Source organism: Collinsella sp. AF36-3AT, from assembly GCF_003475205.1.
In the GTDB taxonomy this organism is placed as follows: domain Bacteria; phylum Actinomycetota; class Coriobacteriia; order Coriobacteriales; family Coriobacteriaceae; genus Collinsella; species Collinsella aerofaciens_AF.
On the sequence record NZ_QROZ01000002.1, the window covers coordinates 167,777 to 192,037 of the forward strand.

General features: G+C 58.5%; 21 protein-coding genes and 5 tRNA genes. 24 read left to right on the plus strand and 2 right to left on the minus strand.

Features of this window, described 5'->3' with window-relative positions; all coding sequences use genetic code 11:
• The first annotated feature begins 66 nt into the window (after positions 1 to 66).
• The 7 genes from metG (at position 67) to proC (ending at position 6,226) form a co-directional block, all read left to right on the plus strand.
• Positions 67 to 1,668 (plus strand): methionine--tRNA ligase, encoded by a 1,602-nt coding sequence (gene metG, locus DW003_RS03140; protein ID WP_089572678.1) that lies wholly within the window; start codon positions 67 to 69, stop codon positions 1,666 to 1,668.
• Between the two features lie 110 nt (positions 1,669 to 1,778).
• On the plus strand, positions 1,779 to 2,639 hold the full coding sequence (rsmA, locus tag DW003_RS03145) for a 16S rRNA (adenine(1518)-N(6)/adenine(1519)-N(6))-dimethyltransferase RsmA (RefSeq protein WP_118387492.1): 861 nt from the start codon (positions 1,779 to 1,781) through the stop codon (positions 2,637 to 2,639).
• Entirely contained in the window at positions 2,629 to 3,546 is a 918-nt protein-coding gene (locus tag DW003_RS03150; RefSeq protein ID WP_118387494.1) for a TatD family hydrolase, read from the plus strand. The genes rsmA and DW003_RS03150 overlap by 11 nt, the downstream gene beginning before the upstream one ends.
• A gap of 43 nt (positions 3,547 to 3,589) precedes the next feature.
• Positions 3,590 to 3,676 (plus strand) — tRNA-Leu (locus DW003_RS03155).
• A 289-nt stretch (positions 3,677 to 3,965) separates the two neighbouring features.
• Positions 3,966 to 4,904: an SPFH domain-containing protein gene (locus DW003_RS03160; protein ID WP_117757556.1), complete on the plus strand. Its 939-nt coding sequence runs from the start codon at positions 3,966 to 3,968 to the stop codon at positions 4,902 to 4,904.
• Positions 4,905 to 4,910: 6 nt separating this feature from the next.
• Positions 4,911 to 5,381: a 23S rRNA (pseudouridine(1915)-N(3))-methyltransferase RlmH gene (gene rlmH, locus DW003_RS03165; RefSeq protein WP_035136824.1), complete on the plus strand. Its 471-nt coding sequence runs from the start codon at positions 4,911 to 4,913 to the stop codon at positions 5,379 to 5,381.
• A 74-nt stretch (positions 5,382 to 5,455) separates the two neighbouring features.
• The gene (gene proC, locus DW003_RS03170) at positions 5,456 to 6,226 is read left to right on the plus strand and encodes a pyrroline-5-carboxylate reductase (RefSeq protein ID WP_117655499.1); all 771 of its coding nucleotides are present in this window, start codon (positions 5,456 to 5,458) and stop codon (positions 6,224 to 6,226) included.
• Between the two features lie 157 nt (positions 6,227 to 6,383).
• Here the strand turns inward: proC and DW003_RS09990 are convergent, their stop codons facing one another.
• A complete protein-coding gene (locus tag DW003_RS09990; RefSeq protein ID WP_168170424.1) occupies positions 6,384 to 6,557 on the minus strand; it encodes a DUF6724 family protein in 174 nt (57 codons plus the stop codon).
• Between the two features lie 111 nt (positions 6,558 to 6,668).
• Here DW003_RS09990 and serS point away from each other — a divergent pair, with 111 nt between their 5' ends.
• The 7 genes from serS (at position 6,669) to DW003_RS03205 (ending at position 12,161) form a co-directional block, all read left to right on the plus strand.
• A complete protein-coding gene (gene serS / locus DW003_RS03175; RefSeq protein ID WP_118387496.1) occupies positions 6,669 to 7,952 on the plus strand; it encodes a serine--tRNA ligase in 1,284 nt (427 codons plus the stop codon).
• A gap of 171 nt (positions 7,953 to 8,123) precedes the next feature.
• Positions 8,124 to 8,501, plus strand: coding sequence for a hypothetical protein (locus DW003_RS03180; RefSeq protein ID WP_117583806.1), 378 nt, complete (start codon positions 8,124 to 8,126; stop codon positions 8,499 to 8,501).
• Positions 8,502 to 8,578: 77 nt separating this feature from the next.
• Positions 8,579 to 8,655, plus strand: a tRNA-Arg gene (locus DW003_RS03185).
• 164 nt (positions 8,656 to 8,819) lie between these two features.
• Positions 8,820 to 8,896: transfer RNA gene (locus DW003_RS03190), tRNA-Arg, on the plus strand.
• Positions 8,897 to 9,085: 189 nt separating this feature from the next.
• A tRNA-Arg gene (locus tag DW003_RS03195) sits at positions 9,086 to 9,162 on the plus strand.
• A gap of 374 nt (positions 9,163 to 9,536) precedes the next feature.
• On the plus strand, positions 9,537 to 11,978 hold the full coding sequence (locus DW003_RS03200) for a lipopolysaccharide assembly protein LapB (RefSeq protein ID WP_118387498.1): 2,442 nt from the start codon (positions 9,537 to 9,539) through the stop codon (positions 11,976 to 11,978).
• Between the two features lie 92 nt (positions 11,979 to 12,070).
• A tRNA-Ser gene (locus DW003_RS03205) sits at positions 12,071 to 12,161 on the plus strand.
• Between the two features lie 130 nt (positions 12,162 to 12,291).
• Here the strand turns inward: DW003_RS03205 and DW003_RS03210 are convergent.
• On the minus strand, positions 12,292 to 13,632 hold the full coding sequence (locus DW003_RS03210) for a D-alanyl-D-alanine carboxypeptidase family protein (RefSeq protein WP_158573175.1): 1,341 nt from the start codon (positions 13,630 to 13,632) through the stop codon (positions 12,292 to 12,294).
• Between the two features lie 197 nt (positions 13,633 to 13,829).
• On the opposite strand from DW003_RS03210, the gene DW003_RS03215 reads away from it, so the two are divergent.
• The 10 genes from DW003_RS03215 (at position 13,830) to htpG (ending at position 24,016) form a co-directional block, all read left to right on the plus strand.
• Positions 13,830 to 14,525, plus strand: a complete 696-nt coding sequence (locus tag DW003_RS03215) for a response regulator transcription factor (protein ID WP_118387502.1) — start codon at positions 13,830 to 13,832, stop codon at positions 14,523 to 14,525.
• 25 nt (positions 14,526 to 14,550) lie between these two features.
• Positions 14,551 to 15,789 (plus strand): sensor histidine kinase KdpD, encoded by a 1,239-nt coding sequence (locus DW003_RS03220; RefSeq protein ID WP_118387504.1) that lies wholly within the window; start codon positions 14,551 to 14,553, stop codon positions 15,787 to 15,789.
• A gap of 103 nt (positions 15,790 to 15,892) precedes the next feature.
• Positions 15,893 to 16,768, plus strand: coding sequence for a phosphate ABC transporter ATP-binding protein PstB (gene pstB, locus DW003_RS03225; protein ID WP_199665659.1), 876 nt, complete (start codon positions 15,893 to 15,895; stop codon positions 16,766 to 16,768).
• 64 nt (positions 16,769 to 16,832) lie between these two features.
• Positions 16,833 to 17,561, plus strand: a complete 729-nt coding sequence (locus DW003_RS03230; protein ID WP_118387505.1) for a response regulator transcription factor — start codon at positions 16,833 to 16,835, stop codon at positions 17,559 to 17,561.
• A 3-nt stretch (positions 17,562 to 17,564) separates the two neighbouring features.
• Positions 17,565 to 18,989, plus strand: a complete 1,425-nt coding sequence (locus tag DW003_RS03235) for a cell wall metabolism sensor histidine kinase WalK (RefSeq protein ID WP_117634258.1) — start codon at positions 17,565 to 17,567, stop codon at positions 18,987 to 18,989.
• Between the two features lie 195 nt (positions 18,990 to 19,184).
• Positions 19,185 to 19,841 carry a YveK family protein gene (locus DW003_RS03240; protein ID WP_118288828.1) on the plus strand — a complete coding sequence of 219 codons (657 nt, stop codon included), beginning with the start codon at positions 19,185 to 19,187 and terminating at the stop codon, positions 19,839 to 19,841.
• A gap of 2 nt (positions 19,842 to 19,843) precedes the next feature.
• Positions 19,844 to 20,581: a CpsD/CapB family tyrosine-protein kinase gene (locus tag DW003_RS03245; RefSeq protein WP_117736214.1), complete on the plus strand. Its 738-nt coding sequence runs from the start codon at positions 19,844 to 19,846 to the stop codon at positions 20,579 to 20,581.
• A 17-nt stretch (positions 20,582 to 20,598) separates the two neighbouring features.
• Complete coding sequence (locus DW003_RS03250) at positions 20,599 to 21,249, plus strand: tyrosine-protein phosphatase (RefSeq protein ID WP_055250497.1); 651 nt, start codon at positions 20,599 to 20,601, stop codon at positions 21,247 to 21,249.
• A gap of 39 nt (positions 21,250 to 21,288) precedes the next feature.
• The gene (locus DW003_RS03255) at positions 21,289 to 21,789 is read left to right on the plus strand and encodes a GNAT family N-acetyltransferase (protein WP_117637372.1); all 501 of its coding nucleotides are present in this window, start codon (positions 21,289 to 21,291) and stop codon (positions 21,787 to 21,789) included.
• A 202-nt stretch (positions 21,790 to 21,991) separates the two neighbouring features.
• Entirely contained in the window at positions 21,992 to 24,016 is a 2,025-nt protein-coding gene (gene htpG / locus DW003_RS03260; RefSeq protein ID WP_118387507.1) for a molecular chaperone HtpG, read from the plus strand.
• Positions 24,017 to 24,261 lie beyond the last annotated feature (245 nt).

Here is a 24,261-nt window from a genome sequence, read left to right on the forward strand (position 1 = left end):
GAGGATATCCAGCCCTTGCGCTAGAATCATCCCCTGTATGCAACGTTTTTCTGGAGGACAAACCCCATGGATCAAAGCAAGCCTTCGTTCTTTATCACGACGCCCATCTACTACGTCAACGCCGATCCGCACCTGGGCACGGCTTATTCCACCATCATCGCCGACGTTCAGGCTCGCTATCGCCGCTCCGCCGGCTATAACGTCAAGTTCCTGACCGGCATGGACGAGCACGGCGAGAAGGTCGCCGAGGCCGCAGCCAAGCATGGCATGACGCCGCAGGAGTGGACCGACAGCCAGGCTCCGCACTTCAAGGAGCTTTGGAGCAAGCTCGAGATCTCCAACGACGACTTCATCCGCACCACCGAGCCGCGCCAGCATCATGCCGTGCAGTACCTGTGGGAGCGCATGAAGGAGTCCGGCTATCTGTATAAGGGCAGCTACGACGGTTGGTATTGCGTGCCTGACGAGACCTACTTCACCGATACGCAGGTCCAGAAGGGCGACGAGGAGTACGGCAGCGTCGGCCAGCATCTATGCCCCGACTGCCACCGTCCGCTTGAGCGCGTCCAGGAGGAGTCCTACTTCTTTAAGCTTTCCGCCTTCCAGGACAAGCTTCTCAAGCTCTATGACGAGCACCCCGACTTTGTCGAGCCTGCGTTCCGCATGAACGAGGTTCGCAGCTTTGTCGAGGGCGGCCTCAACGACCTTTCTGTGAGTCGCACGAGCTTTGACTGGGGCATCCAGGTTCCGTTTGACGAGGGCCATGTGACCTATGTATGGTTTGACGCGCTGCTCAACTATATGACGGCCGTCGGCTACGGTGTCGACACCGACGAGGCGCGTGCCGAGCTGGCCTATCGCTGGCCCGCGCAGTTCCACATCGTGGGTAAGGACATCATCCGCTTCCACTGCGTCATTTGGCCCGCCATGCTCATGGCCATCGGCGAGGCCCTGCCCGAGCACGTCTTTGCCCACGGCTTCCTGACCGTGCGCAATGCCGAGACCGGCAAGGCCGAGAAGATGTCCAAGAGCCGCGGTAACGCCATCGCTCCGCAGGACGTTATCGACATGCTGGGCGTCGAGGGCTATCGCTACTACTTTATGACCGATGTCGTTCCCGGTACCGACGGCGCCATCAGCTTCGATCGCATGGAGCAGGTCTACAACGCCGACCTGGCCAACAGCTGGGGCAACCTTATCTCGCGTTCGCTCAACATGAGCGGCAAGTACTTTGACGGTTGCGCGCCCGCCAAGCCCGCATCGTTCGATGCGTTCGACAACCCGCTGGCAAAGATCGCCGATGGCCTGGTCGACCGCTACATGGCCAAGATGGACGTGCTCGATTACGGCGGAGCCAAGGATGAGGTCATGGAGCTCATCCACGCCGCCAACCACTACATCGAGGACTCCGAGCCCTGGGCACTTGCCAAGGACGAGGCCAAGGCTGACGAGCTGGCGTTTGTGATCTACAACCTGCTCGAGGCCATCCGCATTGCCGCTCACCTGCTGATGCCGCTCATGCCTCAGACCTCTGCCGAGGCCCTGCGCCGCCTGTCCTGCGAGAACGAGGCCGCGACCGACGACCTCAAGGGCATTTGCGCTTGGGGCCTGCTTGCTGGTGGTCAGCCCGTCGAGAAGGGCGATCCGCTGTTCCCGCGTCTGGCGTAGAGACCGCACGAGCGCCATATCGGCAATTTGCTGTTTAGATGTAAGGGCATGGCCGCAACGGTCCATGCCCTTTCGTTTCAAGACGCCGCCATCATGCTAAGGAGGCAACTATGACAACTTCGCCTTTGGCAAACCCCACGGCAACAAGGGAGCTGCTGGAGGAGTTTGGCCTTGCGACCAAGCATCGCCTGGGCCAGAACTTTCTAATCGACAATCATGTGATCGAACGTATCTGCGAGCTTGCCGAGCTTGCAGGTGACGAGCGCGTACTCGAGGTGGGTCCAGGTTGCGGTACGTTGACACTTGCGTTGCTGCAGGAAGCGGCGTGCGTTACGTCCATTGAGGCCGATCCCGAGCTTGAGCCGGTGCTCGATGCCCACGCCGCCGACTATGCCAACTTCCGCTTTATCATGGGCGACGCGCTTAAGGTGGGCCCGGAGCAGATTGAGCAGGCTGCGGGCGGTGAGCCGACGGTATTTGTCGCGAACTTGCCCTATAACGTGGCGGCGACGATCATCCTGCAGTTCTTCCAGACGATGCCCGCGCTCAAGCGTGCTGTGGTCATGGTTCAAAAGGAGGTTGCCGATCGCATTGCCGCGGTGCCGGGTAACAAGACCTATGGCGGCTACACGGCAAAGCTCGGCCTGTATGCGCAGGTTACGGGTCGCTTTGAGGTGCCGCCACGTTGCTTTATGCCGGCACCGCACGTGGACTCGGCCGTCGTGCGTATCGATCGCGTTGACGGCGTGGTACCCGAGGGCCTCGACCGCGAGTTTGTGACTCGTGTGATCGACGCCGCGTTTGCTCAGCGTCGCAAGACCATCCGCAATTCCATGAGCGCCAACGGCTTTGCCAAGGACGTGCTCGATGCCGCCTTTGAGGCTTGCGGTATCGCATCCACCACGCGCGCCGAGACGCTCGGCGTCGCCGACTTTGTGTGCCTGGCTCGGGAGCTTTCCCATGACGCTTAATGCCGAACGCGTGACGTTTACCAAGAAAAAGAAGACGGTTGCTTGTCCCGTACCCTTGGCACCGCTTGCCGACACGCATGCGCATCTGCTTTCGTTCTGGGGCAAGGATGTGCCCGAGACACTCGTGCGTGCCAAGGCGGCAGGCATCGACCTGTTGGTGACGGTCTTCGACCCTATCGCCGACAAGCGCAGCGTGACGGACTATAGCGACTGGCTCGTGCGCGAAATTCTGCCGATGCAGGATATCCCGCAGATCAAGTATCTTGCCGGCGTGCATCCGTATGGCGCGCCGGACTATACCGACGACATTCACGCGCAGGTTGTTGCTGCGCTTGATGACCCTTTGTGTGCCGGTATTGGCGAAATCGGTCTGGACTACCACATGGATTACGACGATGACATCACGCCGGCGCCCCACAGCGTGCAGATTGATTGCATGGCGCGCCAGCTCGAGCTTGCCGTGTGTCGTAACGTGCCGGTGGAGCTGCATCTGCGTCACGAGGACATGGACCAGGAGCGTACCTCGCACGTGGACGCCTACAACGTGCTTCGTGAGGTGGGCGTGCCCCAGGCCGGTTGTGTGCTGCACTGTTTTGGCGAGGACCGCGCCACGATGGAGCGCTTTGTGGAGCTGGGCTGCTATATCGCCTATGGTGGTGCGGCCACCTTTAAGCGCAACGAAGACGTGCGCGAGGCATTTGCGGCAACCCCACTCGATCGAATTTTGTTCGAGACGGATTGCCCGTATATGGCTCCGGAGCCCATCCGCGGTCTTGAATGCGAGCCCGCAATGATCTCCATTACGGCAAACGCGCTGGTTAACGACCGTGTCGATCGCACTGGTGAGGACGCCGAAACAATCGCGCATGCCGCTTGGGAAAATGCCTGCAAACTTTTTCAAAAATAGTTCTTGCGTTCGCGGTGGCGCTCCGTTATTCTAATTCCTGCACGCGGGCGTGGCGGAATTGGCAGACGCGTACGGTTCAGGTCCGTATGGGGGCAACCCCATGAAGGTTCAAGTCCTTTCGCCCGCACCATTAAATGAAAGAGCTCCCAGCAATGGGGGCTTTTTTTGTTATGGGCCCATCGCGGGGACTTGAACCTGCGAAGGAGCGAGCGTCAAGAAAACGCGGAGCGTTTTTAGCGAGCTGGCGAGGACGCCGGCAGGCGGCCGATGCCGGTGCGGATCCGCGAAGCGGATACGCGGACGTCCTTTCGCCCGCACCATTAAATGAAAGAGCTCCCAGCAATGGGAGCTTTTTTGTTATGCACGATCTCCTTGGACGGGTATCCTAGTGCCAATGTGTGCCTATCAGAGGAGAGACCATGCTGTTTTCCGGTATCATCGCCGCCCTTACCAGCCTTTTGATTCCCATCATCATCCTGTTGTTGCTGCTCCCCAACGCCTGCTACGTCGTTGAGCAGCAGCACGCTGTGATCATCGAGCGCTTGGGTAAGTTCAATCGTATCGTCAACGCGGGCTTCCACGTGAAGGTGCCCGTGATTGACCGCAAGGCCGCCACGGTGAGTCTGCGCACCATGAAAAATGGTTTTGGCATCGACGTTAAGACCCAGGACAACGTGACCATTGGCCTTGAGGTCTCCGCTCAGTACCACGTGAGCTATGACATGGGCGCCGGCCCGGCAGATTCGGGCATCTACAAGAGCTACTATATGCTGCAGGAGCCCGTCGACCAGATGCGCGACTTCATCACCGACGCCCTGCGCTCTTCGATTCCTGTCTACACACTCGATGAGGTCTTTGCCAAGAAGGATGACATCGCCAAGGATGTCAACGCTACCGTTTCCGAGCAGATGGCCGCCTACGGCTTCACCCTCGTGTCGACGCTCATCACCAAAATCGCACTGCCGACCGAGGTTGAGAACTCCATGAACGACATCAACGCCGCCCAGCGCAAGCGCGCTGCGGCACAGGAGCTCGCCGAGGCAGACCGCATCAAGCGCGTCACCGAGGCGACCGCCGAGGCTGAGGCGATGGAAAAGGCAGGCGAAGGCATCGCCAACCAGCGCAAAGCTATCGCGTTGGGCATCAAGGATTCGCTCGAGATTATCCAGGAGACAGGCGTTGGCAACGATGAGGCCAACCAGCTGTTCATGTTTACGCAGTGGACCGAGATGATGACGGAGTTCGCACGTACGGGCAAAAACTCGACGGTCGTGTTGCCGAGCGACTTCTCGCAGTCGGCCTCTATGTTCGAGCAGATGCTGGCTGCCGGCAAAGTTCAAAACGATTCGAAGGAGTAGGCGCGCGTGAAATACACCGTCGTTTGTGTTGGTAAGCTCAAGGAGCGCTTTTGGAAGGACGCGTGCGCTGAGTACACCAAGCGTCTGGGTGCCTATGCCAAGGTGGATATCCGCGAGGTGGCCGATATCGACCCGGCTAAGGCGGGCGGTGTGGATGCTGCGCGTGACAAGGAGGGGGCGGCGATTCTTGCTGCCTTGCCGTCTCGAGCGCATGTGATCTTGCTGGCCATTGAGGGCAAGGAGCGTTCGAGTGAGGAGCTCTCGGCGAGGCTCGACGATCTTATGCTGCGAGGTAGTAGCGACATTGCCTTTGTAATCGGCGGTTCGGACGGCGTGAGTGATGAGGTGCGCGCCCGCGCCGACGAGATGCTCAGCTTTGGGCGCATTACCTTGCCGCACAACCTGGCGCGCGTGGTGCTGCTGGAGCAGATCTACCGCGCCTGCAAGATTAGCCGTGGCGAGCCGTATCACAAGTAGGTCGGCAATACGAAACAATAGCGTGGGACAATGACTTTCGTTTTTGAGGAACGCATCTGAGAGGACTGTGTGATATGAAGATCGGATTTGTCGGTTTTGGCAATATGGCGAGTGCTATGGCCGATGGCTGGATTGCCGCCGGCGTGGCCGCGGGCGACATGTGCGCCTGCGCAGGCCGCTACGATGCTTTGGTCGAGCGTTGCGAGGTGCGCGGCATGGTCGCCTGCCACGATGCCGCCGAGGTTGTCGCCGCATCCGATATCGTGGTCGCTGCGGTCAAACCGTACATGATCGAGAAGGTATTCGCCCCGCTCAAGGATGCTCTTGCCAAAAAGGTCGTTCTGTCGGTTGCCTGGACCTGGGACAGTGCCAAGTGGGAGCAGGTCCTGCCGGGCGTCGCGCATATCTCGACGGTGCCCAACACGCCGGTTTCGGTGGGCGAGGGCGTCATCGCCTGCGAGAAGGCTTCGACGCTTAACGACGAGCAGCGTGCTGTGGTGCTCGACCTGCTCGGTAAGCTTGGCGCTGTCGTCGAGCTCGACACAAGCCTGCTGTTTGTGGGCGGCACGGTGGGTGGTTGCGCTCCGGCGTTTGTCGCCATGGCAATCGAGGCCCTGGGCGACGCGGCGGTCAAGCACGGTATCCCGCGTGCGGATGCTTATCGCATTGTGAGCCAGATGGTGCTGGGTACGGCAAAGCTGCAGCTTGCAACTGGCCAGCATCCTGCGGCGATGAAGGATGCCGTATGCTCGCCCGGCGGTGCCACCATCAAGGGCGTCGTTGCACTCGAGGACGCCGGCATGCGCAGCGCCCTGGTCAAGGCAATCGACGCAACCCTCCAGTAAAACCGACCAAAAAAGGGACAGTTTATTTTGGCAGGTTTTTCCTGCGGTTTTGTCCTTTTAGCGAAAAGTGCCCCGCAACTGGCTCAATTCCAGTTGCGGGGCACTTGCGTTTGCCCAGATAAAACCGACCAAAATAAACCTGTCCCTTTTTGGCAGGTTAGTCCCAGAAGCTGTCTTCTTCGTCCTCGGACTTGGGGCCGCGGTCGACATACATCTTATGGGTGCGCTTCTCCATTACAAAGGCAATAATCGCAAACAGCAGGATGCCGCCGGCGAAAAGGATGGCAAAACCGGTGCGGGTGCCAAACAAAAAGGAAAAAACTGCGTCCATTGGGTGCCTTCTTGCGTAGTTGAGTTGGGTCGTAAACGCTCATAAGTATATACTTGCCCATACATGTACAAGGTTGCAACCTAAATGGAATGTATATCGCCGGAGGATCTAATGCTTGATATCAAGTTTGTTCGCGAGAACCCCGATGCCATCGATGTCGCCATGGCTAACCGCCAGACGTCTTGGGATCGCGAGAAGTTCTTTGAGCTCGACGACGAGCGTCGTGCCGTCATCACCGAGGTTGAGGAACTTCAAGCCACGCGCAATGCCGAGTCCAAGAAGATCGGCGCCCTGATGAAGGAGGGCAAGAAGGACGAGGCCGAGGCCGCCAAGGAGGCCGTGCGCGCCGTCAACGAGAAGATTGACGGTCTGGCCGAGCGCCGCACCGCCCTCGAGCAGGAGCAGTACGACTTCATGGCTCACCTGCCCAACATTCCCTGCGAGGCCACGCCGTACGGCAAGGACGAGGACGAGAACATCGAGCGCCGTCGTTGGGGCATCCCGCGCGAGTTCGACTTCGACTTTAAGCCGCACTGGGATCTGGGCACCGACCTCGACATCCTTGACTTCGAGCGCGGCAACAAGCTCTCCGGCAGCCGCTTCACCGTTCTCGGTGGCGCCGGCGCCCGTCTTGAGCGCGCCCTCATCAACTTCTTCCTCGATACGCACACCAGCCGTGGTTTTAAGGAGTGGTGGCCGCCCATCGTCGTCAAGCGTCAGACCATGTTCGGCACGGGCCAGCTGCCCAAGTTCGAGGACGACGCCTATCACGTCTCGGGCGACAACTTCCTGATCCCCACCGCCGAGGTCGTGCTCACCAACCTGCACGCCGGTGAGGTCCTCGACGCCGATACCCTGCCGCGCCGCTACACCGCCTTCACCCCCTGCTTCCGCGAGGAGGCCGGCTCCGCTGGTCGCGATACCCGCGGCATCATTCGCCAGCACGAGTTCGACAAGGTCGAGATGGTAAAGTTTGCCAAGCCGGAGGAGTCCGATGAGGAGCTCGAGAGCATGACCGCCGAGGCCGAGTTCCTGCTGCAGCAGCTGGGTCTTCCGTATCGCGTGATTAGCCTGTGCACCGGCGACCTGGGCTTCTCCGCCCGTCAGACCTACGACGTCGAGGTCTGGCTGCCGAGCTACAACGCCTACAAGGAGATCAGCTCCTGCTCCAACTGCGGTGACTTCCAGGCCCGTCGCGCCAACATCAAGTATCGCGACCCCGAGAACTTCAAGGGTTCGCGCTATCTGCACACCCTCAACGGTTCCGGTCTGCCGGCTGGCCGTACCATGGCAGCCATTCTGGAGAACTACCAGAACGCTGACGGCACCATCACGATCCCCGAGGTTCTGCGTCCCTACATGGGTGGCCTCGAGAAGATCGAGCCGGTCGCGTAGATTGGCTGCATAAGCGATTTGCTAGGGCACTCCTTTTTGGGGTGCCCTTTTTGTGTGCGGCCATACCATGCTGTGCGGACAGCTCAATAGAAAACACACGAACAACTGTTCTGTATACAGCCATCTACCTGCTATGCTTTTGCTAAATAAGAGCGAGAGAAAGGGGACGCGATGGAGCTGTTTGATGATCGGGTGGTTTTGTTTGAGAGCGACGAGGGCGGGGAGTACCTGCTTGTGACGTGTGAGCCGTCTGGCATGGGTGGCCTGGTGGTTCGACAGACGAGCGAGGGTCCGTTGACCCAATGGTGCTACGAGGAGTCGCCGCATGTGGTTGAGACGTTTGTGGCGCACGAGGGGCTTGTGGCCCTGGAGCATTTCTATGGGGTCCGGACATCTAACCAGGTTGCTCGCATGTTGAGTATCTCGTTTGCCGATTATGATTGTGCCCAGCGGGTGAGATCGCTCCTGAGGGAACTTGATGCTAAGTTTGACGTGATCGAAAAGCCAATCGATCGTACGGGGAACGACGGTATATGCGGAGCAGCATGACAAAACTGCGTACCACAAAAAAGTTTGAGATTGTGCTTGACTCCAATAAGCTAAAGTGGTTTTATATGTCTTGCGCTGCGGCGTTACCTCAGCTGGATAGAGGGTCTGACTACGAATCAGAACGTCATAGGTTCGAATCCTATACGCCGCACCAATTGAAATTGAAAGCCTCCGGCAACGGGGGCTTTTCTTTTATGGCAACACCGCATGGATTCGAACCTCGGTCGAGGCACGAACAACTTAATTATCACTCCGTAAAATTTTTTCTAATTGTCGCTTGACCCATCGGGGGCTCGCGTGCATAATAATCCGTGCGTTGCGGCGTTACCTCAGCTGGATAGAGGGTCTGACTACGAATCAGAACGTCATAGGTTCGAATCCTATACGCCGCACCAACTGAACTTTAAAGCCTCCGGTAACGGAGGCTTTTCTTATATGTCGACATACTTGAGGAGTTGCTTTCGCCGTGTTTGAAAGTATCGAGTCGATCGACTGCATCAAATGATTAAAAATCAAATTCGATAACTTTTTTTGAAAAAATGCTTGACCATTATTCAGTCCCTGTGCATAATAATCAACAAGTCGCGGCGTTACCTCAGCTGGATAGAGGGTCTGACTACGAATCAGAACGTCATAGGTTCGAATCCTATACGCCGCACCATTTGAGATTAAAGCTCCCGGCAACGGGGGCTTTTCTTTTACGTAAACACCGCATGGATTCGAACCTCGGTCGAGGCGCGGGCGTAAAGAAAACGCGGAGCGTTTTTAGCCCGCGGGCGAGCACGCCGGCAGGCGGGCGAAGCCGGTGCGGATCCGCGCAGCGGATGCGCGGAATCCTATACGCCGCACCATTTGAGATTAAAGCTCCCGGCAACGGGGGCTTTTCTTTTACGTAAACACCGCATTGATTCGAACCTCGGTCGAGGCGCGGGCGTAAAGCGGACGATTTCCTGTCGACTCGTGTAAGATTCCGAGTAGATGTCGCGACTTATTCGCGACCACTCCTTCTCAAGCGACCGATCAGGGTGATATTTCGTGGCAGAGCGTCCGACATACAAGCTCAGGTTTCTCGATCCCAAGAAGCGCTTTCCGGCGATGTCCGAGCAGCCTGCGGGACGCTCATATGGCGTGGTCTGGAAACTCTTTGGCGAGGATCAGCATGAATCTTGTTATGTCGTCGAATTCGTTGGCAAAAGCCATGTGTCGCTTTTGGGCTACGTAAGCGTTTCGGGTGAGGTGTACAAGGTGGACCGCCCCGTTAGCGAGGCTCCGCTGCCCAACGATCCCGACATGGAACTGGTCCTTGACGAGTCGGACTCCGGTATTGGTGAGATTATGGTGAGGGGAGCAAACGGCACGATGCGCGCGTGCGCGCGAACCGTCGGCTCTCCCGAAGGCCCCATGCGCGAACAGTCCGATCACGAGACATGGAATTCGACCCGCTCCCTTCCTTACGGTGAGTTCATGGCATCGATGTTCCTGCGCTACGTGATATTCGCTGACTCCGAAAATACCATTGCGAGCACGGCGGACGCCGACGGACTCGACGAGGGTATGCAAAACGTTGTCGACAAGATCAAGCTCGTAAAGTTGCCCGAGCCGGTCGAGGTGTTTTTGGGCTTTAACACGGCACCGCTCCCTGACGCTATCGAGACGCTGCTCTACCGCGTTGACCATGCCGAGAATCCGAGCGGTATCGAGCGCTATGCCGCCGCCCTTATGAGTGAAATTGACTTGCCCCGCTTGCGCACCATCGCCGCTAAGTCCGAGATGAGCCTGGCTCGCATCGATCGCTCAAAGCTTTTCTATCTCAATTTTGATCGCAGCCTGCTGGACCAGGACGAGATTGACATGCTGCTTGCCATCGAGTGCCGTCTTAACCGTCTCTCCGGCATCCTTGAGCACATCGGGGCCGGATTGGTCCCTGCGGCATCCTCGCCGAGCCTTGAGGGCTGCGCGCTCTTTGATGCGTGGCATATCGCCAAGACGACCAACGATGTTCCTCGACTGCTCGATACGGCCTCGAGCGATAACCCGTGGGGCAAACCGGGTACGGTGGCTTGCCAGCCGGGCGGTGAGTGGGATGTGCGTACCCGCTTCGCGCGTATTGTCGAGGCACTTAACGTGGTCACGCGGCTCGACTATACCTATCGGGCAAACGTTGCCGAGGGGATCATGCTCGTTCGGTTTGGGCAGTCTGTCGTTGATGCCATGCCGCAACGTGAATACGACGCTCAAGATGACGCCTGGCGCGAGTTGGACGAGGACGCGCGTGCGATCTGGGCCGCGGAGCACGATGCGCGCGTGGCACTCACGCTTGCAGCAGCGTGTTTTGCCGCGGGCACCTGCATCACGCGCTGCTATGTGCAGATTGCTGCTCCCGGCAGTGAGCAGGGCGAGCGCGTTGTCGCAACGTATTTCTTTGGGCGCGCGGCCTATCTGGCCGATTGCGTGCCTGTCGTCAAGGATCTTGAGAGCATGGACATGGACGATATGCCGTGCAAGCGTGTACTTGAGGCGTATGAGTCAACCGCTCCGGAGACGATTGAGCCTGCGGAGGTTCATGCTCGTCCGCGTGATGACCATCGCACGCTGCCGCCGGCGCTGCGCGATCTGCTGCTTGCCGATACGGCTGACGAGTTGGAGGTCATGGAAGAGGACGACGACCCATACGTGGCCCGTGTTGTTGAATTGCGCGAGCAGGCAAAAGTCGACCGTACAGGTGCTTTTGAAGGCTTTTCCCGTCTTGTCGAGGAGTTGGAGGCTAAGTGCGCCGTCGCCGAGCTTTTGGCGACAGGTCCGGTTCAAACGCAGTTTTGCGATAACCAGCTGGTGCGCATGGTGCTACCGGTGTTGGAAGAAGACCGCTCTGTGCGAATCCTTCGTGCGCCCGATGCGCTGTACTTTGCCCAGCACGAGATCTGCAGTTTTTACGCCGAGCAAGAGGACTTTGAACGAGCACTGCCCGAGGTGCGCCATCTTTACGATCTGGCGCGCTCGTCCATGCAGTCGCACTTTGCGCTCATCAACGTGCTCGCGCGTCTGGAGCGCTTTGACGAGATTATCGAGGTGGCGCGCCACGGCCTACGTATTGCCAGCGATCGTTCTGCAATCGGCTACCTGTTCTATCGCTTGGCGTTTGCCTATTGGAATTGCGATCAGCTCGACCTGGCGCTGGCTTGTTACCGTCTGGTGCCGCGCGGCGAGGAGTCGGGCAGCAGCGCGCTGGAAGAAATGCAGGGCCTTATGAACGAGATGGGTGTCAGCGAGCCTCCGACGTTCGAGGAAGCGGTCGAGACCATCCACAAGGCTGGACTAGAGCTGCCGCCAGTGTCCGCCGTGACGAATCAGCTGGCAGATGCCGCTGTGCAACTGGTCGACAACGGTTTCTTTTTCCTGGCGCGCGGTTGTATCTTCCAAATGTGGCGCACCATGGGCAACGACGAGCTCGGCTCCCTCAACCGCTCGCTGGGGTAGGCGAAGCTTTCAAGAAGGAAAGGCTGCTAGGCAATTAGAAAATTTCCTCTTGCTCATCCTTGGCTGTTTGGTTACTATAGAACGGCTGTTACGGAGAGCTGACCGAGAGGCCGAAGGTGCTCGCCTGCTAAGCGAGTATGCCCCAAAAGGGCATCTGGGGTTCGAATCCCCAGCTCTCCGCCAGTACGAATTTGAAGAAGGGTCCCATTTGGGGCCCTTTTTATTATCAAGAATGGCGGCTGGGGATTCGAACCTCAAAAAAGGAGGCATCCTTTCGGACGCCTCCCTTCAGTGGGCTTATTATTCTTGCGCACTACACCTCGGGCGCCTTGGCGACGGTCTCGCTTTCTGCCGTGAGCGGGCGGTTGTCGATGCGGCGGCCCAAGCGATCGAGCTTCACGAGTAGCCACTCAATGGGATTCGGCCCTGCGCCTTCCTCGTCGGCAACCAGGTCCATGACGGCGATCTTGGTGCCATCCTGCTTGAGCGTAACGCTGCCCACCTTGTCGCCCACATGCACCGTGCCCGAAAGATCGTCGTAGCTAACCTTTTCGGTCACCTCGCCGGCAAGGGAAAACACGGTCGCTTGCGCCGTAGGATCGGCGAGCGTGGCGTCGATCGTCTTATCCGTCCAGTCGGCTTGGCCAATGCGCGCCATAAGCGGGTTGCCGTTGGCGGTCTTTTCCTGCGTGTTGGCGATTGCGACCGTCACCTTGTGACCGTAGTACCAATTGGCAAGGGTTGCGGTATCGGTAAAGCGCTGGTCGGTGGTGGTGGAGTTCAAAACGACGGTGTAGATCTCGTCGCCATCGCGGTTGTAGGCGCTCGTAAAGCAATAGCCTGCATCATCGGTGGTGCCGGTCTTGCCACCGATGTTGCCATCTTGGCCTAGCAAATAGTTATGCGTGTCCATGGAATGCGAATGGTCGGTGCCGTCGGCGCCCGTGACCTCGATCCAGGAATCTTCGCTCGCTACGACCTCGCGGATCGTGTCGTTTTTCATGGCCTCCTGCATCATCAGCGCTACGTCGTGTGCGGTTGAGTGCATATCGCCAGCCCACTCATCAAAGTCCAGACCATGCGGGTTTTCAAAAAGCGTGCCGGTGCAACCGAGCTTCTTAGCGCGCTCGTTCATGGCTTTCACAAATGTTGCCTCGGCGTCTTTGGTCTTAGGGTCGATCTTCTTGCCCACATATTCGGCGAGCACGATGGCGGCATCGTTGCCCGAGGGAATCATCAGGCCGCGCAGTGCCTGCTTCACGGTGAGCTCGTCGCCTTCGAGTAGGCCGGCTGTTGAATTGCCCACGGTGGCTGCGGCGTTGCTCACCGTGACCTTCTCGTCCATCTTGCAATTCTCGACGGTTAGGATTGCGGTCATGACCTTGGTGATCGAGGCAATCTTGACCTGCTCATCGGCGCCGCGGGCATAGTAGACGGTGCCGTCTTTGCCCATGACGAGGGCATTGGTCGCATCGATATCGGGCAGGTTTTCGGCCGTGATGCCGCGCGCATCGGCGGTTTTGCCGCAAACATTGTCGGTCGTGAGTACTTGGGCGCCGGCGACGGTGGGCACGCCAGCGGCAAGGGCGATAGCGCAGACAAAGCCGGCGGCAAGCTGGGCTGAGCGCTTTGCAAAAGAGGTGAGGGACTTCACGGATTTCGCTTTCGACGGGATGGTCTCTTCTGGAACTAGAGTATATCGTTTGCCGGCGTCGGCGATCATCGCGTGCGTGCGTGGCCCACATCCGCGCCCGAACGGGCACAAGGGTGCTTAAGGCCGACTTAATCACCCACGCTTGTTGTGTGTGGCGTGCGTCGCCTCGGGCATAATGGAGCGCGAGAGGAGCACGCATGAACGAGCGCATTTTGGTAGTTGATGACGAGAAGGCCATCGCCGACTTGGTTGGTATCTACCTTACAAAAGAGGGCTTTGATGTCCAGATTGCCTATAGCGGGGCCGATGCTGCCAAGGCAATCCTGGAGCAGGAGTTCGATCTGGCACTGTTGGATGTCATGCTGCCCGATATCGATGGCTTTGAGCTACTGCGTACGATCCGTTCCAGCCATACCTATCCCGTGATCATGCTGACGGCGCGCGATGCCCAGCAAGACAAGATCGAGGGCCTTTCGCTTGGCGCGGACGATTACGTGGTTAAGCCGTTCCGTCCGCTGGAGCTCATCGCGCGTGTGCGCGCTCAGCTTCGCCGCTACACCAGCTACGGTAGCCGCTCGCAGGCGGCCGAGTCGCCGACCATCCAGCTCGACGGCCTGGAGATCAACCGCGATGCTCGTTCCGTAACGGTAGACGGTGCACCGGTGCGCCTCACGCCCATCGAGTATTCCATCTTGCTGTATCTGGTTGAGCATCGCGGCAGCGTGGTAGCCGTGGAGGATCTGTTCCGCGCGGTGTGGAACGAGGATTTTATGCCCGGCTCCAACAATACGGTGATGGTGCACATTCGCCACCTGCGCGAAAAGATTGGCGACGACGCTCAAAAGCCGCGCTTTATCAAAAACGTCTGGGGCGTCGGCTACATAATCGAATAGCGCCTTTGATGGTGGGGAAGTGGATATGACAAAAGACGATAGGCAGGCATTCGAGGTGCCCGATCGACTCTTTGAATACGTACGGGCAGTCGTCGACAACCGCGCGCTTGCGACGGTGCTGCTCTTTTTGCTGAGCCTGCTGCTGATTGGCATCGACAACATCGCCGGAATCTTAGCGGTGCTGCTTGTCGGCTTTTTGCTGATCGATCGATTCGAAATCGTGCGCCGTTGCGTGGTGATTGGCGGTGCCGCGTGGGCCATGACGTTGGCGATTGGCGCCATGGCGCTCGGCGGCATCGAAGGGCCGGTGCTGTTCGATGCCGGCTTTGTATTCAACATGCTTGGCTTTGTGCTGGCGCTTGCCGTGTGCGTGCTGTTCTTTTGCGGCCGTGCTCTGTACTACCAGGGCTACGAGCGGGGCGAGCAGCATGCCGATTGTGTGCTGGCCGCTCGTATTCAAGATCGCCTGATCGTTCACCCCAACACCTGGGACAACATTGACGGCGACTTCTTGGAGGTCGAGGGCGCCCTTAACCGCGTGCGTGACCGTGAGCGCAAGGTGCGGCAATCTCTGCGTGACGAGTCGCATCGCAAGGACGATCTGGTCACGTACTTGGCACATGACCTACGCACCCCGCTTGCCAGTGTGGTGGGCTATCTTTCGCTGCTGCAAGAGGCTCCTGAGCTGCCGGTTGAGCAACGTGCGCACTTTACGGGCGTGGCGCTCGACAAGGCGCACCGGCTCGATGCGCTCATCGAAGAGTTCTTCGATATCACGCGCTTTGACTTCCACGATATCGTGCTCACGCGCGGCTATGTTGATCTGGGGTTGCTGCTGGCTCAGGTAGCTGACGAGTTCTACCCCATCCTCAACGAGCAGCATAAGGAAGCCCAAGTTGATATTCGCGAGGACCTGACGGTGCTCGTGGATGGCGACAAGATGGCTCGCGTGTTCAACAACATCATGAAAAACGCCGTCGCCTATAGCTATGAGGGCTCGACTATCACGATTGAGGCCAGACGCCGGGACGACGGCGGCGTGCGCGTGCGCTTTATCAATCAGGGCGATCCTATCCCTGCGGCTAAGCTCAAGGTGATCTTTGAGAAGTTCTATCGCCTGGATGCGGCGCGTGCGACCAATCGCGGTGGTGCCGGTTTGGGCCTTGCTATTGCCAAGGAGATCATCGCGGCACACGGCGGTACCGTTGCATGCGAATCGACGCCCGAACACACGATATTCACCATCGAGCTGCCCGCCGCATAGCTAGCGTGCCCTTACAAACACTTGACAATGTGCTCACGTGCGTATGAGCCGCGATTCCTACTATCGATACTGCTGAATTGATATCGATATGGAGGTGTGCGGTATGACGGCTGCTGCGGCTGTGGAGCCCACGGAGCTTGAAGAACTCATGGAAGCGCAGGCCGAGGCCGCGCATGAGCGCGAGGTTGGGGATGCGACTCGCCCCACGGCAGAGGATCTTGCCGCCTCGCCGACGCGCATCGACGTCGAGGGCATCGACCTGTTCTATGGCGACCACCATGCGCTCAAGGACGTGAATATCAAGATCCGCGACAAGCAGATCACCTCGTTCATCGGGCCTTCGGGCTGCGGAAAGTCCACGTTGCTGCGCTGCTTTAACCGCATGAACGACGGCATCAAGGATTGCCGCATCGAGGGCAAGATTGCGCTCGATGGTCAAGATATCCTGGGCGATTGCGACATCTGCCGTTTGCGCCAGCGCGTGGGCATGGTGTTCCAACGCCCCAACCCATTTCCCATGAGCATCTACGACAACGTCGCCTACGGTCCTCGCGGTATGGGTGTGCGCGACCGCGCCGTGGTCGATGAGCTGGTCGAGGACTCCCTTCGTCGCGCTGCGCTATGGGATGAGGTCAAGGACAAGCTCAAGGAGCCGGGCCTGGGTCTTTCGGGTGGACAGCAGCAGCGCCTGTGCATCGCCCGCGCACTTGCCGTGCAGCCCGACATTCTGCTGATGGACGAGCCGACCTCGGCGCTCGACCCCGTGTCGACGCTCGTGGTGGAGCAGCTTGCCTGCGAGCTCAAGGAAACCTGCACGCTGGTGGTCGTGACGCACAACATGCAGCAGGCCGCGCGTATTTCCGATTCGGTTGCGTTCTTTTTGCTGGGTGAGCTGGTGGAGCACGCGCCTACCGCGCAACTCTTCAAAAATCCGTCCGATCCGCGCACGGCGGATTATTTGACGGGGCGTTTTGGCTGACGCTGTCTTTTACAGGTGCTTTTAGGGTTAAGATGCGGTCATATCGGCCGCAAAGGGGTTCAACATGATCTATTACGTCGAGGACGATGACAACATCAGGGATTTGACGGTCTACGCGCTGCGCAAGCAGGGAATCGAGGCCGAGGGCTTTTCGTGCGATGGCGAGTTTAAAGCTGCCGTGGCGCGACGGGTGCCCGATGCTGTGCTGCTCGATATCATGCTGCCCGACACCGATGGCTTGGCGATTATGCGCCGCCTGCGTGCCGATCGCCTGACGGCGACGGTGCCCATCATGATGCTTACCGCCAAGGACACCGAACTCGACAAGGTGATGGCGCTCGATGGCGGTGCCGACGATTACCTGACTAAGCCGTTTTCGCTCATGGAGCTTGCGAGCCGTTGCCGCGCACTGCTGCGTCGCGGCGGCATGGTCAAGCAGGCGAGCGATGTGCTCAGTGTGGGCGACATCGTGCTCTCGCCCAGCCATCGCGAGGTGACCGTTGCCGGCGAGCTGCTTAAGCTCACCCTGCGCGAGTTCGACCTGCTTGAGTATCTCATGCGCAAGCCCGGCGTGGTCTTTACCCGCGAGTCGTTGCTGCAGAGCGTGTGGGGCTGGGACTTCGACGGCGGTTCGCGCACCGTTGACGTGCACGTGCAGACGCTTCGCCAAAAACTGGGCGAGCATGCCAGCGCCATCGAGACCGTGCGTGGCGTGGGTTATCGCCTGGCCGAGCCTTCTGCCGGTGGTGGTGCCGAAGGCGACGACACCGCGGCCACCGCATCGGAGGAGTAACCCGTGGTCTTCGCCCCCCAGGGAAAACATACGCTGTCGCACCGCGTTTTTGTGACGATCTTTGTCTGCGCCATGGCGGTTATCGTGGCGTTTACGGTGCTGGGTGCGTTCTTTGTGCAAAACACTTTGGCGGATGCCACGAGTGCCAATCTGGCGCAGGAAACCGAGCTCATTGCTGCCGCCCTCGACGAGCAGCAGGAGCCCATTCCGTTCTTGCGAAGCCTCGATCGCGAGGATCTTCGTATCACGCTGATCAATAAGGACGGATCTGTTGCCTACGACAACGAGGCGTCGCCTTCCACACTGCCCAACCATGGCGATCGCCCCGAGGTCATCGAGGCCTTTGAGAGTGGTTCGGGTTCCGCGGAGCGCGCAAGCTCTACACTCGACGAGATTATGCTGTATCGCGCCGTCACCCTTGATAACGGCCAGGTCGTTCGCTTGGCGCAGGCCCAGCCTGGTGTTGCGGCGATTTTGCTGTCGATGCTGGCGCCGATGCTGCTTATCGCAGCAGCGGGTGCAGTGCTCTCGTTTTTTATGGCGCGCCGTGAGTCCCGTGCCATCATCGCGCCGTTGCAAGAGGTGGATTTGGATCACCCACGCCGTAGCTATGAGCACGCCTATGCCGAGATGGTCCCCATGCTTGAGCGTATCGAGTCGCAGCGCCAGGAACTCAAGCGCCAAATGGCGGTGCTAGCGGACAACGACCGTATGCGCCGCGAGTTCACGGCGAATATCACCCATGAGCTCAAGACGCCGCTTACGGCGATTTCGGGCTATGCCGAGCTCATCGCAAATGGCATGGTCGAGGGCGAGGACGACCTGCGCAACTTTGGCGGTCGCATCTATCGTGAGGCGGGCCGCTTGGCAGCGCTTGTCAACGACATCCTTACGCTGTCTAACTTGGACGAGGCCGAACGTGCAACTGAGGGCGAGGCGGTGCCCATTGGGTCCACGGAGCCTATTGAGCTCTCGCGTGCGATCTACGCGGTTGAACAGCGTCTTGAACAGGTTGCCCGTCAGGCGAATGTGACGATAAGTCATGAGACCAAGCCTGTGGTCATCGAAGGCGTGTCGCGCTTGGTCGACGAGCTCATCTATAATCTGGCAAGCAACGCCATCCGCTACAATCGGCCCGGAGGTACGGTTACGCTGCAGTGCGGCACCAACGACGAAGGCCATCCGTTCCTCGCTGTCGCCGACACGGGAATCGGTATCGCGCCTGAAGAACAGGGCAAGGTATTTGAGCGGTTCTATCGCGTGGACAAGAGTAGGTCCAAGGCACGCGGCGGAACCGGCCTGGGGCTTGCCATTGTCAAGCATGCGGCCCTGTATCATCACGCCACGCTTGATCTGTCGAGCGAGTTGGGTGTGGGGACCACCATTACGGTGACGTTTCCCATACAGCAGGACGAGCCATTCGCATAGCGATACAACATAGATATTGATATAGACGCCGCATTTGACTTTCGGGTGCGGCGTTGTTGTGCAATTTTACGATTGCTTCCGACATTTTTACAGGAGAGCCTGTTTCTTATGTATAGAGTTTGGTCTCGGTAAAAAGATGCGATAACATACGGACAGTTTTGTCAATCCGAACTGGGGAAATGAAAGGCAAGCTGCATGACCCTTCTCGAACTGTTCCAGCTGCTCAAAAAGCACCTCAAGCTGGTCATCACCCTTCCGGTGGTCTGCGCGATCGCCATGGGCATCGTGTCCTTCGTTGCGATGGACAACACCTACACCGCGACGACGAGCATGTACATTCTCGCCAAGACCGACGATAGCGGTCAGATGAGCTACAACGATCTCTCGGCGAGCCAGATGCTTTCCAACGATATCGCCACGCTGCTGGATAGCGATAGCGTTAAGAGCGGTGCAGCCAATGAACTGGGCCTCACCGATCTGGATGACTACAAGGTGTCTGTTTCCTCCGAGACCACCACGCGTGTCATTACGCTTTCGGTTACCGGCACCGATGCCAAGGAGACGGCTAAGGTCGCAAAGGCCATGGCCAGCTCGGTGAGTACGGTCGCTCAGAACGTCGGCGCTGCCCAGAGCATCAACGTTATCGACGAGGCTAAGACCCCCGAAGCCCCCAGCGGCCCCAAGCGCACGCTGTATATTGCCGTCGCGTTCCTCGCCGGTATCTTTATCGCAGTTGCCTATGTCGTTTTGGCAGACATGCTCAATACCCGCATCCGCGGTGCTGAAGAGGCAGAAGAGCTCCTGGGTATTCCCGTTGTTGGCCGAATTCCGGCTATGAAAGGTGGTAAATAGGCATGGCTAAGGCAAAGAACACCGATAAGCTCGTTGTACAGAATGCCGCCAAGACCCTTCTGGCCAACATCCGCTTTGCGAGCGTGGATGACCCCATTCGCACCATCACCGTTACCTCCTCGATTCCCAACGAGGGCAAGTCTACGGTTTCCATTAACCTTGCTCAGGCAATCGCCACGAGCGGCAAGAGTGTCCTGCTGGTCGAGGCTGATATGCGTCGCAGGTCCCTTGCCGATATGCTCGGCGTCCGCTCCCGCGGCGGACTCTATGCAGTCCTGTCCGAGCAGGTTTCTATCGACCAGGCGATTGTCGAGACAGGTCAGAAGAATTTCTACTTCCTCGATGCCGAGCCGCATATTCCCAATCCTGCCGACATCATCGTCTCCCATCGCTTTGCCAAGCTGGTCAAGGCACTGTCTGCTAAGTTCCAGTACGTCATCTTCGATGCTCCTCCGGTCGGCACCTTCATCGATGCTGCCGAGATTGCCAGCCTGACCGACGGCGCGCTGTTCGTGGTGCGCGAGGACTTTACCAAGCGCGAAGAGGCGCTCAACGCTATCGCCCAGCTTAAGAAGTCCGAGAAGGTCAAGCTCATCGGTACCGTCATGAATTACTGTGAGACCGAGACCAGCGAGTACTACTATTCTTACTACACCAAGGACGGTAAGAAGGTTAAGAAGGGCTCCGACGATCAGGGCACTTCCAAAAAGGGCATCTTCACCAACCGAGCAAACGTTTAGTTGATTAAGGCTGACCTATGCGTGACATTCATTGCCATATCTTGCCGGGTGTAGACGACGGCGCCGCCGATCTCGAAGAGAGCTTGGCGATGCTCGAGGCTGCCAAGCGGGCCGGTGTAACCAGAATCGTTTGCACTCCTCACTGCCGTGATCCCTATTTTGATTACGACAAGATGTGGGATGCCTTTGAGCTGCTGCGCGATAACGCTGACGGTTTTCCGCTCCAGATGGGCTTCGAGGTCAACCATCGAAAGCTCGTTGAGCTTGGTATCGATGCCGCGGATCACTTGCATTTCGATGGGACCAACGAGTTTCTGCTCGAGCTTTCGACGCATGCCGATGCGTATGCGTTTAGAGAGTACGAGAACACGATTTACGATTTGCAGTGCCGTGGCTACCAGGTGATCATCGCTCATCCTGAGCGCTATCGTGCGGTTCAAAAGGATGTAAGCGTGGCGGAGCGCCTGGTCGATATGGGCTGCAAGCTGCAGGCTTCGGCGGACTTTATTGCCGGCGGTCGCTTTGGTCGCGAGAAAAAGCCGGCACAGCGCCTGTTCGATCAGAACCTGTACAGCTTCATCGCGAGCGATGCCCATAACGTGGGTCATTACGACTGCCTGGCGAAGGCTCGCGCGAAGTTTAGCGTGCGCGGAGCTCATTTTCGCTAAAATCTGTCCCTAACGTTCGCATTGAATGAAAGGGCAGCCATGGATATCCAACTTAAGACGGGATGCTTTGATGACGCGGCGTTGGTGCGCCGCGTCGTTTTTATGGACGAGCAGGGCTACGAGAACGAGTTTGACGCTATCGACGAGGATCCGAACTGCATTCATGTGACGCTCTATGTAGACGGCGAGCTTGCCGGTTGCTCGCGCGTGTTTCCCGAAGAGCTTGAGCGTGCGGCTGACGCGGAGGCTCCGGTGTCGCCGGCGTGCGACTTGGACGAAGGCGTCGCGGCGGGGGAGACCTACATTATGGGGCGCGTGGCTGTGCTGCCGAGCATGCGCCGTCGCGGTCTGGCGAGCAAGATTGTCGAGGCCAGTGATACGTGCGCGCGTGATGCCGGCGCCAAGCTCATTAAGCTGCATGCGCAGGAATACGTGCTGCCGCTCTATGCCAAGGCGGGCTACACGCAGATTGCCCCGGTGGACTACGAAGACGAGGGCCAGCCCCATGCTTGGATGGCCAAGCGCGTAGATGGCAGATAGGGACGTTCATTTCCTGCCGGCAGTCGGGGACACTCCTTGGCAATTGGCGTATCAGAGCGTTTGGACATACAGTTTTTCGATTCCGTATGTATATATGCGCGCTAATGGGTTATAAAATCTAAGTCTGGACATAGCAGGTCTGCGATGCGGCTCGGGCAACCGGGCCGTTTTTGCGGACGGGGGTAGCGCGAAAGGACTGCACATGCGTCAATTTAAGACCGAGAGCAAAAAACTGCTCGACCTCATGATCAACTCCATCTACACCAATAAGGAAATCTTCCTGCGCGAGCTTATCTCCAACGCGAGCGACGCCGTCGACAAGCTCAACTTTAAGAGCCTGCAGGATCCGAGCGTTAAGCTCGACCAGGGCGACCTGGCCATTCGCGTCTCCTTCGATAAGGATGCCCGCACCATCACGATTTCGGATAACGGCATCGGCATGACCGCTGAGGAGCTCGAGCGCAACCTGGGCACCATCGCCCACTCCGGCTCCGAGGAGTTTAAGACCGAGAACGCCGAGCAGCAGGGCTCCGATGTCGACATCATCGGTCAGTTTGGCGTGGGCTTCTACTCGGCTTTTATGGTCGCCAGCCATGTGAAGGTCGTCAGCCGCGCTTATGGCGAGGATACCGCCCACGTTTGGGAGTCCGACGGTCTTGAGGGCTACACCATCGAGGATGGCGAGCGTGCCGAGCACGGTACCGATGTCATTCTGACGCTGCGCGAGAACGAGAAACTCGACGCCGACGGCGAGGCCGAGACCTACGATCGCTTCCTGACCGAGTGGGGCCTCAAGAGCCTGATTCAGCAGTACAGCAACTATGTGCGCTACCCGATCCAGATGATGGTGTCCAAGAGCCGTCAGAAACCCAAGCCCGAGGATGCTGGCGACGATTACAAGCCCGAGTACGAGGACTACCAGGAGCTCGAAACCGTCAACTCCATGACGCCGATCTGGAAAAAGCGCAGCTCCGACGTTGAGCAGAAGGATTACAACGAGTTCTACAAGTCCACATTCCACGACTTTGACGATCCCGCGCGCACTATCAGCTTCCATGCCGAGGGTACGCTTGAGTACGATGCGCTGCTGTTTGTGCCGGGTCGCGCCCCGTTCGATCTGTACAGCAAGGACTACGAGAAGGGCCTGGCGCTCTACAGTTCCAACGTGCTGATTATGGAGAAGTGCGACGACCTGCTGCCCGACTACTACAACTTTGTGCGCGGTGTCGTGGACTCTGCCGACGTGACGCTCAACATCTCGCGTGAGACGCTGCAACAGAACCGTCAGCTCAAGGCCATTGCCAAGCGTGTCGAGAAGAAGATCACTGCCGATCTTGAGGACATGCGCGACAACGACCGCGAGGCATACGAGAAGTTCTTTGAGAACTTTGGTCGCGGTCTGAAGTACGGCATCTACTCGAGCTACGGCATGAAGGCCGACGAGCTCGCCGACCTGCTGCTGTTCTGGTCTGCCAAGGAGCAGAAGATGATCACCCTTGCCGAGTATGCCAAGGGCATGCCCGAGGGCCAGAAGGCAATCTACTATGCCGCCGGCGATTCGCGCGAGCGTCTGGCCAAGATGCCCGTCGTGAAGGGCGTGCTCGACCGCGGTTACGATGTACTGCTGCTGACGCAGGACGTGGATGAGTTCACCTTCCAGGCCATGCGTGAGTACGTGGCTGCCGATATGCCCAAGGTCTACGAGGATGACGCTGCTCGCGAGGCTGCTGAGAAGGCAGTTGCCGATGGCGCTGAGCCTGAGGTCGAGGATCGTCACCTGGAGCTTAAGAACGTCGCGACCGGCGATCTTGACTTGGCGACCGATGACGAGAAGAAGGAGGCCGAGGACGCCACCAAGGAGAACGAGGACCTCTTTAACGCCATGAAGGAGGCGCTCGGCGACAAGGTCGAGAAGGTTGCCGTCTCTGCGCGTCTGACTGACGCTCCCGTCTGCATCACCACCGAGGGTCCGCTTTCGCTCGAGATGGAGAAAGTGCTTCAGAAGGGCCCCGAGGGCGCGCCCGACGGTATGCCTAAGAGCCAGCGCGTGCTCGAGCTCAACGCCAAGCACCCGGTCTTCGCCAAGCTCGTCGCTGCCCAGAAGGCGGGCGACGCCGACAAGATCAAGCAGTACTCCGGCTTGCTTTACGACCAGGCCCTGCTCGTCGAGGGCATCCTCCCCGAGGACCCCGTAGCCTTCGCGGCAGCTGTTTGTAACTTGATGTAGTTCGGGGATACGGCACCGTAACCAGATTAGAACGAGAGTGGATAATTTCCCACTTTTGGCTCGAACGCGGGCTTGAAGTGGGGGATTTTCCACTCTCGTTTGCTTTTGTACGGAGTAGTCATTGGGGACGTTCTTAAATGACTGGTCGTTGGGGACGTTCTTGTTTGACTGGTCGTTTAAGAACGTCCCCAACGACTAGTCGAACTGCTAGTTTGTGCGGGTTGTGGTTTTGGGAGCTGCGGGAA

Bases quoted from the DNA above. Each gene is read 5' to 3' on its own strand.
- DW003_RS03240 (WP_118288828.1), top strand. From the start codon at position 19,185: ATGACCCTTCTCGAACTGTTCCAGCTGCTCAAAAAGCACCTCAAGCTG.
- pstB (WP_199665659.1), top strand. From the start codon at position 15,893: ATGACGGCTGCTGCGGCTGTGGAGCCCACGGAGCTTGAAGAACTCATG.
- DW003_RS03245 (WP_117736214.1), top strand. From the start codon at position 19,844: ATGGCTAAGGCAAAGAACACCGATAAGCTCGTTGTACAGAATGCCGCC.
- rsmA (WP_118387492.1), top strand. From the start codon at position 1,779: ATGACAACTTCGCCTTTGGCAAACCCCACGGCAACAAGGGAGCTGCTG.
- DW003_RS03160 (WP_117757556.1), top strand. From the start codon at position 3,966: ATGCTGTTTTCCGGTATCATCGCCGCCCTTACCAGCCTTTTGATTCCC.
- metG (WP_089572678.1), top strand. From the start codon at position 67: ATGGATCAAAGCAAGCCTTCGTTCTTTATCACGACGCCCATCTACTAC.
- DW003_RS03220 (WP_118387504.1), top strand. From the start codon at position 14,551: ATGACAAAAGACGATAGGCAGGCATTCGAGGTGCCCGATCGACTCTTT.
- DW003_RS03180 (WP_117583806.1), top strand. From the start codon at position 8,124: ATGGAGCTGTTTGATGATCGGGTGGTTTTGTTTGAGAGCGACGAGGGC.
- serS (WP_118387496.1), top strand. From the start codon at position 6,669: ATGCTTGATATCAAGTTTGTTCGCGAGAACCCCGATGCCATCGATGTC.
- DW003_RS03150 (WP_118387494.1), top strand. From the start codon at position 2,629: ATGACGCTTAATGCCGAACGCGTGACGTTTACCAAGAAAAAGAAGACG.
- DW003_RS09990 (WP_168170424.1), bottom strand. From the start codon at position 6,557: ATGGACGCAGTTTTTTCCTTTTTGTTTGGCACCCGCACCGGTTTTGCC.
- DW003_RS03255 (WP_117637372.1), top strand. From the start codon at position 21,289: ATGGATATCCAACTTAAGACGGGATGCTTTGATGACGCGGCGTTGGTG.
- htpG (WP_118387507.1), top strand. From the start codon at position 21,992: ATGCGTCAATTTAAGACCGAGAGCAAAAAACTGCTCGACCTCATGATC.
- proC (WP_117655499.1), top strand. From the start codon at position 5,456: ATGAAGATCGGATTTGTCGGTTTTGGCAATATGGCGAGTGCTATGGCC.
- DW003_RS03250 (WP_055250497.1), top strand. From the start codon at position 20,599: ATGCGTGACATTCATTGCCATATCTTGCCGGGTGTAGACGACGGCGCC.
- DW003_RS03215 (WP_118387502.1), top strand. From the start codon at position 13,830: ATGAACGAGCGCATTTTGGTAGTTGATGACGAGAAGGCCATCGCCGAC.
- DW003_RS03230 (WP_118387505.1), top strand. From the start codon at position 16,833: ATGATCTATTACGTCGAGGACGATGACAACATCAGGGATTTGACGGTC.